The sequence below is a fragment of the Streptomyces sp. CoH27 genome, from assembly GCF_020181035.1.
Lineage (GTDB): Bacteria > Actinomycetota > Actinomycetes > Streptomycetales > Streptomycetaceae > Streptomyces > Streptomyces camelliae.
On record NZ_JAIQYY010000026.1, the window covers coordinates 120,517 to 128,904 of the forward strand.

The 8,388-nt window shown below is 67.5% G+C and carries 6 protein-coding genes and 3 pseudogenes; 4 read left to right on the forward strand and 5 right to left on the reverse strand.

Going from position 1 to position 8,388, the window contains the following annotated elements; genetic code table 11:
- Positions 1–423: hypothetical protein (locus LE548_RS35690; RefSeq protein ID WP_225101172.1), on the reverse strand; the 423-nt coding region annotated here is incomplete at its 3' end.
- A 419-nt stretch (positions 424–842) separates the two neighbouring features.
- A complete protein-coding gene (locus LE548_RS35695) occupies positions 843–1,562 on the reverse strand; it encodes a hypothetical protein (RefSeq protein WP_225101173.1) in 720 nt (239 codons plus the stop codon).
- Positions 1,563–1,933: 371 nt separating this feature from the next.
- Between LE548_RS35695 and LE548_RS35700 the strand changes: the two genes are divergently transcribed.
- Positions 1,934–2,422 carry a DUF2269 domain-containing protein gene (locus tag LE548_RS35700; RefSeq protein ID WP_225101174.1) on the forward strand — a complete coding sequence of 163 codons (489 nt, stop codon included), beginning with the start codon at positions 1,934–1,936 and terminating at the stop codon, positions 2,420–2,422.
- Here LE548_RS35700 and LE548_RS46195 read toward each other — a convergent pair.
- Positions 2,385–3,360, reverse strand: a pseudogene (locus tag LE548_RS46195) (transposase); the annotation flags it as partial. The gene LE548_RS35700 and the pseudogene LE548_RS46195 sit on opposite strands and share 38 nt — an antisense overlap.
- 129 nt (positions 3,361–3,489) lie before the next feature.
- Here LE548_RS46195 and LE548_RS35710 point away from each other — a divergent pair.
- Positions 3,490–3,954 carry a glutaredoxin domain-containing protein gene (locus LE548_RS35710; RefSeq protein ID WP_225101176.1) on the forward strand — a complete coding sequence of 155 codons (465 nt, stop codon included), beginning with the start codon at positions 3,490–3,492 and terminating at the stop codon, positions 3,952–3,954.
- 38 nt (positions 3,955–3,992) lie between these two features.
- Positions 3,993–4,787, forward strand: coding sequence for an SAM-dependent methyltransferase (locus tag LE548_RS35715; RefSeq protein WP_225101177.1), 795 nt, complete (start codon positions 3,993–3,995; stop codon positions 4,785–4,787).
- Positions 4,788–4,932: 145 nt separating this feature from the next.
- Here LE548_RS35715 and LE548_RS46725 read toward each other — a convergent pair.
- Together LE548_RS46725 and LE548_RS35720 are read right to left on the reverse strand one after the other, a co-directional pair.
- Positions 4,933–5,019 (reverse strand): annotated as a pseudogene (locus LE548_RS46725) (coenzyme F420-0:L-glutamate ligase); the annotation flags it as partial.
- A gap of 644 nt (positions 5,020–5,663) precedes the next feature.
- Positions 5,664–6,401 (reverse strand): annotated as a pseudogene (locus LE548_RS35720) (transposase); the annotation flags it as partial.
- A 212-nt stretch (positions 6,402–6,613) separates the two neighbouring features.
- On the opposite strand from LE548_RS35720, the gene LE548_RS35725 reads away from it, so the two are divergent.
- Positions 6,614–8,371 carry an IS1182 family transposase gene (locus tag LE548_RS35725; RefSeq protein ID WP_225101184.1) on the forward strand — a complete coding sequence of 586 codons (1,758 nt, stop codon included), beginning with the start codon at positions 6,614–6,616 and terminating at the stop codon, positions 8,369–8,371.
- Positions 8,372–8,388: the final 17 nt, after the last annotated feature.

Sequence of the window (8,388 nt, forward strand, 5' to 3'; positions counted from 1 at the left end):
CGCGCCGCGGAAGACCTCCACCCGCTTGTGGCTCTCGTTGCGGATGTTCAGGGTCTTGGCGCCCAGGCCGCTGACCACGGTGATGCAGTCACCGGGGTGGGCGGAGTAGGACCGCTCGTTGACCTCGATCCGGCCCTCCTCTCTGCGCTCCTCGTGGCCCCGGCCTTCCTCGCGCCGGCCTTCGTTGCCCTTACCTTCGTTGCCCTTGCCCTGCCCTTCGTTGTTGTTGCCGTTGTTGTTGCTCTTGCCCTGTCCGGGGTCGCCGCTGAGGGGGGCCGCCGGGGCGGCGGCCGGGGCGGCGGCGGCCGGGACCGCCTGGGGCGCCTGGGCGGGGGCCGCCGAGGCGTAGGTGATGCCGGTCACGGCGAGCGCCGCGGCGGCCGAGACACCTGCGGTCACCATGGTGGAACGAGCGAGCTTCATGTCGCTTCTCCTGTCTGGATATCTCGGAGATGTCGGCTCGTCAGCCGACTGCGACCAAACGTACTCGTACCTGTCATATCGGTCATATCAAAAGACTCGCGACAGGGGGCCGATCGAGGTATTTACGGCTTTGACTGCCGCCTCGTCAGGACGTGAAGCCCCTCGAAGACCAGGCATATTGAATGACCATTAGCCCTCCTGGATGATCTACTGACGTCTGCTCACCCCCTGTCGGCTGCGTGTCGCTACGAAAGCCATGACGGATTCGTGCTATGAGCGTGGCAGCGCCAAAGCCCGCTCGTCGTACACCCCGGCACGAGATCGCAGGGTGGCGGTGACCCGGCCCCCTGAGGTGCTCGTGTCGTAGGCCGTTGCATCCGTGCGGTGATGTGCGTCCTGGCCCGGGCCTTCGACGGACGCTACGGCTTGCCAGTACTGCTGAGATCATCCGCTCGCCCGCCGCGCCCCCACAACACCACGCTGAGGGCGATGAACCAGGCGAAGCCGAGGAAGCGGCCGACCGGGATGAACACCGAGCCGCCCTCGGCGACGAGCGAGCTCATCGACAGCACGCCGGCCGCCCCGATCATCATGCCGCTCCAGGCGACCCAAGCGGGCAGGGCGTGGCCGGCGCGGCCCGTCGCGGCGACCAGAAAGACCGCCACACCAAGGGCGGCGATGGCCGGGCCCGCACCGGTGATGAAGTACAGATCCGAGACGGCCCGATACGTGGACAGCTCCGCCCTGGAGCCGATCTGCGCCAGAACCCAGCTGGTACTCGCCGAGAGCAGAAGGAGCGCTCCGGCGACGGTGGCCAGCGCGCGGACCACGCCCGCCCGGACATCGCTGCCATACCTGCGTACGAACGAGGTCAGACGGGGGACGAACGCCAGCAGCGCGAGAGCGGACAGCCCTTGGAGCAGGCCGAGCATGCGGAAGAGATCCTCCAGCATGGCTGGATCCTTCAGCCGGTACGCCTGCACTTCGGCGTCGCTGGAGTACGGCGTTACCGTGCCGGACGGGCCCAGCGCCCCGGCGATGACGATACTGGCGACGAAGAACAGGACGTACAGCACACCTGACAGGACGCCGAAGTCCCGGCGCCGGGCGTTCGTGCGAGTGAGCGTGGCAGTGGTCACGGAGACGGACCCTCCCGAGGATTGTGGTGGCGACGGAGCGCGAGTCCTGGCCCCGGCTTCTTCACCCTCACAGAGCCGTTCTTGCCGGACGTCCCGCGCAGGAAGGCCGTCGGCGTACTCCCGGGGGCGTACAGATCCTCCGGTGAACTGCTCGAAGCAGCGACCGTACTCCCGCCGAAGCAGCGGGAGTTACTCCCACCGGCGGACGCCCCGGACGGTCGCGAGGAAGAGCCTGGCCGCGTACCCGTGATCCCGACCTGATTGAGGCATACATGCCCCCTTCTGCCGAATCGTCGACGGTGACGAGGCCAGCCGGCGATGGCGCCCTACGGCGCTCAGGCCACCGGTTGCCTCAGAAGGCCCGTAAGAGCATGGTCGTCGTGCACGTGGTCGTTTCTGTCAGCTGGCTGGCCCTGATGCTCTGCCTGCTCACCCTCGCGACGACGGCGCTGGCGACGAACAATGCCGACACCCTGCGCACCGCCTACCGGGCGATGGGAATGCTGGGGGATGTTCTGATCATCCCGCTGAGCCTGCTCACGTTGGCCAGCGGTGTGGTGCTGGCGCTCGGCACGTCGTGGGGCCTGTTTCGGTACTACTGGGTCAGTACCAAGTTCTGGCTGACCCTGGCGGCGACGGTGGCCTCGATTTTCGCCCTCACCGCCAGACTGCACGATGCGGTCGACGCCGTGGCCCGGCATCCTGTGGGCTCCATCTCAGCCATGGATCTGGGATTCATCCGCTACAACATGGTGATCGTTCCGGCCGTCGCGCTCCTGCTGTATCTCGCCAACGTCATCCTGTCCGTCTTCAAGCCATGGGGCCGGCGGGCGGCCGCGCCGAGTGCAGGCGGACAGTAGTGACCGCAAGCCTGGGGAACGCACCGCCGGACATGCAGCGCGCCGGCCGCACCTCGTGCGACGGGGCAGTGCCTGCGGTCCCAGGTCATCGCGAGGGCGGTTCCGTATCGGTCGGTGACCTGGGACTGTCGACGTGTCCGGCTCGCCCAGATCTCCGGCTCGGCGAAGCGGAACTCGTTGCCATGCTCCGGGGGTCGCACGCGCTGCGGCGGGGAGATCTACGGCACCAGGACCGGCTTGCGCATCACCCGGTCCGTGCGCATCCGCCTGAGGACCGCCACCGGCAGTCTGCGCAGGAGGTGGGCCATACGCGGGGCGTCGTACCCGGTATCGAAGACGATCAGGATGTCGCGATCGCCGAAGTGCCGGCGACCGGTCTCGATCAGGTCGACGACCACGCGGCCCAGTTGGGCTGCGGCGACCTCGGCGACGTCGTCGGCCGGACCGAGACGGACGGCGTTCAGCAGCCGGCACCAGGAAGTCGGGCCTGATTCCAGGGCGGTGACGAACGAGCAGGGCCAGCCGGGCACAAACTGGTCCGAGGACCGGCCGCTGCGCCCGCTGACGCGACAGAAGAGACGGACCGGGCTGGTCGGCGCATCGGGGCGGAGCCGGTGGCCGATGCCGACCGCTAGGCCCAGGCGCCCGTCGGCCTGCCTGCGGCATCGGCGCCCGGCCAGCACCTGCCGCAGCCGGGGCACGTCGACGTTCCCACTGTTCAAGGCGTCGTACACGGCGCTGTACCCGCGCCGCTGCTGGGACACCAGCGTCAGGTCCACCGGCGCCCTCACCGGACCTACGCGTACAGCAACGCGTTCATCAGCTCGAACCAGTTCGTCCCCGCGCGCGGTCAGGCAGTCGAATAAGCCGTCCCGGAAGCGTGACCCTGTCGCGAACGCTTCCCCGGGACCGGGATCAGGCAGCAGACTCGCCGTCATGGCCCTCGTCCTGATCGGTGCACCTTGCTCGGAGAGCATGATCGGACGAAGGCTGCCCCAGCATCCGGCGAACTCAGGTGAGCGGCCCGGTTCGAAGACCATTTCGACTCATCGATAGCCTGCGTCACCATGATGCGCGCTTGGATCCTGCCGATGCTGCTTGCGCTGTGCGGCTCAGTCGCTGCGACTGGGCTGTTCTTCGGGGGGAGCCCCGGCGCAGCCGCAGCACTGCTGCTGGTGTTCGTGCTGCTCGCCAGCGTGAACTCGCCTCTGATTTTCCCGCGGTCGATCGGTGCGCTGGAGGCACAGCGCCGTAGCTCGGTCGACGGCCGGCCGGTCGTCTTCTGGCGGCCGGGCTGCACGTACTGTCTGCGTCTGCGCATCCGGTTGGGTCGTAGCGCCCGCCAGATACATTGGGTCAACATCTGGCGTGACCCGGCCGGAGCGGCAGCGGTCAGGGCAGCCAACGACGGCAATGAGACCGTGCCGACTGTCGTCGTGGACGGCCAACCGCACACCAACCCCGATCCAGCATGGGTCCGCACAAAGCTCTCCCCAGGATCTTCCCGGGCGAAGGGCGCTACAAGCCTCTAAGTTGTGAAGCGACAACTGGCCAACCCGGGGAGCCCTCTGTGTCGATTGAACGCCCGCTCATCAACAGCAGCGTGCCGCACTCCGCCCGCATCTGGAACTACTGGCTGGGCGGCAAAGACTGCTACGAGATCGACCGGCAGGTCGGTGACCAGATCGCCGAGGCCAACCCGGGGATTCTCGACACTGCCCGGGCACAGCGGGCGTTCCTCGTTCGAGCGGTGGAGTACCTCGTTCGCGAAGCCGGCATCCGCCAGTTTCTCGACGTGGGCACCGGCCTGCCCACTGCGGACAACACCCACGAGGTCGCCCAGCGTCTGCTGCCCGAGGCGCGGATCGTCTACGTCGATCACGACCCGGTCGTCCTGGTGCACGCGGAGGCGCTGCTCACCAGCACGCCTGAGGGCGCGACGGACTACATCGACGCCGATCTGCGCAACCCGGAGGGGATCCTCGAACAGGCCGCCAAGACACTGGACTTCACGCAGCCTGTGGCGTTGATCCTGCTGGGCATTGCGGCACACGTCACGGACGACTCTGTGTACGGCATCGTGGACCGTCTCGTCGACGCCCTGCCGTCCGGCAGCTTCCTCGTGTTCTGCGACAGTACCGATGTCATCCACCCCGAGCAGCAGCGCGCGATGGTCGAGCAGTGGAACGAGGCGAGCGACAACCCTCGCGTCAACCGCAAGCCGGAAGAACTCGCCCGATTCTTCGGCGGCCTGGAACTGCTGGAGCCCGGCCTGGTTTCGACGTCTCGGTGGCGCTCCGAGTCGAATGGCTCTGAAGAACCGGCTGAAGTCGACAACTTCGGTGGCGTGGCTCGCAAGCCGTAGCCCTGGCTGTGGCGGGGTGATGTGACATCGCACCGCCACAAGGCCGCCGCTTCTGCCGAGGCGGCGGCCTGTGCCATGTTCCTGTTCGGCAGGGCCGTCGTCCTGCCGGAGCGGGCGTCCATCGGCAAGGCTCCGGTGCCTTCGCGTTTGGAGTGACGGTGGCCAGATCCACCCAGCGGCCTTCGGAGACCGAGACCGCCTTGCTTGCGATGACGATCACGTCTCCGTTCATGGAGGGTGAGGTCCTGGGTCTGCAAGACCGTGGTGATGGCCTCAGCCAGGTCGTCCCACGGTTTGATCGTGGGGAAGGGTTCCAGCGCTGACGCCGAGATCGAGGAAATGATCACGTTGGTCTCCAGGGGGCGAGGTGGGCGGAGGCCATGACGGTGCCTGTTCGAGATGCTGGGCTTCGAGGTTGGGTGCAGCGTGCGGTGTTCCTCAGTAGGCTTCTGGACACGGCGCTTGAGGTTGGCGTTCTCGGTGGCGAGCTGGTGGGCTGACTCGCCGGGGACCGCCTGCCAGGCGTCGCGGAGACGCCGGCCCGCTCGGCGACGGCCCGGACGGTCACCCGGCCGCGTTCGCGGCGGAGTTGATCGAGTTCCTCTTCGGCCTGGGTGTGCTTGTCCCGGGTCTGCCGACGTCGGGCGGCGTTGGCTGCCGCGGGGGAGGCAGGCGTCGATGTCACGCTGCCTCGCCTCCGTCGAGTTGATGGTCGGCCAGGTCCAGGGCCTGGAATGCGGTGGCCCCAGCCGCGGCCGAAGTAGTCCTGGGCCTGCGCGGGTCGAGGGCGAGGGTCTCCTCCAGTAGATCGGCGGCTTCCACGGCCTTCTCCAGGCCGTCGATCGCGCGGGCAGTGGACTCGAAGACCTCGTGCATGTAGAAGGTGCCGTCGCGGAGCATGGCGAACAGCACGTCGATCCGTCGTCGGGCGAGCGCGATGACGGCTGCGACGTGGTGCTTTCCTTCCTTGCGCTTCTTGTCGTAGTAGGCGCGGGACTCGGGCTGCTTGAGCGAGGCGAACGCGGCGAGGTAGAGGGCGCGTTTGAGCTGCCGGTTGCCGCGCCGGGCGGGGTGCTCGCCGCGGATGGACGAGCCCGAGGCCCGGGCGACCGGGGCGAGGCCGGCGTAGGCGGCAAGGTGACCGGCGGTGGGGAAGACGGTGCCGTCGCCGACGTCGATGAGAATGCGGGCTGCGGTCCTGACCCCGATGCCGGGCATGGAGGTCAGGACCTGGGAAAGAGACTGGGCCTCCAGCAGTGCCTCGATCCGGAGGGCCAGGGCCTTGCGTTGGTCGAGGACGGCGGCGAGGGAGGAGGCGAGGCTGGGGACGATCAGTGCTGCGGCCTCGGTCCCGGGAACGACGACGGTCTGCTCGTCGAGCGCGGTGAAGATGTCGTCCACCAGGCGCTCGGCCATCCGCGGTGCCTTCGGTCGCAGCAGCGTGACCAGGCGGCGGTGTCCGGCCTTGCGGATCTGCGCGGGTGAGCCGAAACGCTGCAGCAGGGCGAGGACAGCCGGGTGGTCCAGGCGCGGGCCCAGGACCTGCTCGAGGGAGAGGTGGATCTGGATGAGCAGGCCGTGCTGATGCGGATGCGTGTAATTGGCTCTGGCCGCGGTTCCGGATGCTGTTGGTGATCTTCACTCGGTGGAGTGAAGTCTGACGACCACGCCTGCGTTGATCTCCTTGTGGTGCTGCCCTNGATGCTGTTGGTGATCTTCACTCGGTGGAGTGAAGTCTGACGACCACGCCTGCGTTGATCTCCTTGTGGTGCTGCCCTGGTGGAAGCGGGGCGGTTTCGGCGGTCGGAGGGGTGGCCGCGGTGGCGATGGGTTCGGGGTTGGGGCGGGTGATTCCGCCATTGACGGTTCGGATGGCGCGGGCGAGCAATCCTCATGGCACGGCGGCGATGTGGGTGCGTGATCGGCTGGATGGCTTGTTCGCGGATGCTGACTTCGCCGACTGGTTTCCGGCTGACGGGCGGCGCGGGCTTTCGCCTGCTCGGCTGGCTCTCGTGTCGGTGCTGCAGTACGCGGAGAACCTCACCGACCGGCAGGCAGCGGATGCGGTCCGTTGCCGTCTGGACTGGAAGTACTGTCTGGGGCTTGAGCTGGATGATCCGGGGTTCGACTTCACCGTCCTGAGTGAATTCCGTGCCCGGGTGGCCGAAGACGACCGTGCGGACCGGCTCCTGGCGCTGATCGTGGACCGGCTCGCGGAGGCTGGGCTGGTCAAGCGGCGGGGACGGATCCGCACGGACTCCACGCATGTCCTGGCAGTGGTCCGCCGCCTGAACCGTGGTGAACTGGTCGGTGAGACGTTGCGTTGTGCTCTGGAGGAACTCGCGCTGCAGGGTGAGGAGTGGTTGGCGGCTGTCGTCACTCCTGATTGGGCGGACCGTTATGGCCGGCCGGTTCGGTATGACCGGCTTCCCCGTGGCGGAGATGCATTGATCGCGTGGGTGCTGCAGGTGGGTGAAGACGGGCTGCACATCCTTCGCGCTGTCTATCGCGATGATGCCCCGTCTGGACTGCGGGAGTTGAAGTCGGTGCAGGTCCTGCGGCAGGTCTGGGTCCAGCAGTACTGGCACGACGCATCAGGCCAACTCCGGTGGCGGCAAGCGAAATCGACCCGCGACCGGGCCAGCCGGAGGGCAACCGGGCAGAGGAACACCGGCAAGACCTCAGCGGACGGCCGGCCGGATCCTGAATCGGCACGGGTGCCGTGGTCGACGATGGAGATCGTCACCCCGCACGATCCCGAGGCCCGTTACAGCCAGAAGGTCACCGCGGCCGGCCAGCGCGACTGGATCGGCTACCGCGATCACCAGACCGAGACCTGCGGCGAGGCCGGCCCCAACGTCATCGTCCAGGTCGTGACCCGCCCCGCACCGCAGCAGGACATCGACGCCCTTGACGACATCCACAAACAACTGACCCACCAGGGCTTTCAGCCCACCGAGCACGTCGTCGACGGAGGCTATGTCACCCCAGACAGCATCCACCAGGCAGCTGTGAAGTGGGACATCCCCTTGCTCGGCCCGGTCCGCGATGACCCGCAGGCAGCCGAGCGGCCGGGCTTCACGAAAGAGGACTTCCACATCGACTGGGACACCCGCACCGCCACCTGCCCGAACGGCATCACCAGCCCGTCCTGGAAATCCACCCTGGGCGACGGGCATCCCCGGCTGTCCGTCCTCTTCCCTCGCAAGGCTTGCCGGGAATGCAACGACCGCGTGAAGTGCACCGGCAATGTCGACGGCAAAGGACGCCACATCCTCCTGCTGCCAGAGGCCCAGCAGAAGATCCAGACACAGGTCAGGAGAGACCAGAAAACCAGCAACTGGCAGCGGCGTTATGCCATCCGCGCGGGCTGCGAAGCAACGGTGTCTGAAACGGTCCACGCTCACGGCCTGCGTCATTGCCGCTACCGCGGCCTGGCGAAGACGCACGTCCAACACGTGCTCACAGCCGCCGGAACCAACATCATCCGCCTCAGCGAATGCTTCCCGCCCGGCACTACACCAGACTCTCCACCACGACCACCCACCCACTTCCAGCGGCTCTGCCAAGGACTGACGGCCTAGAGATCACCAACAGCATC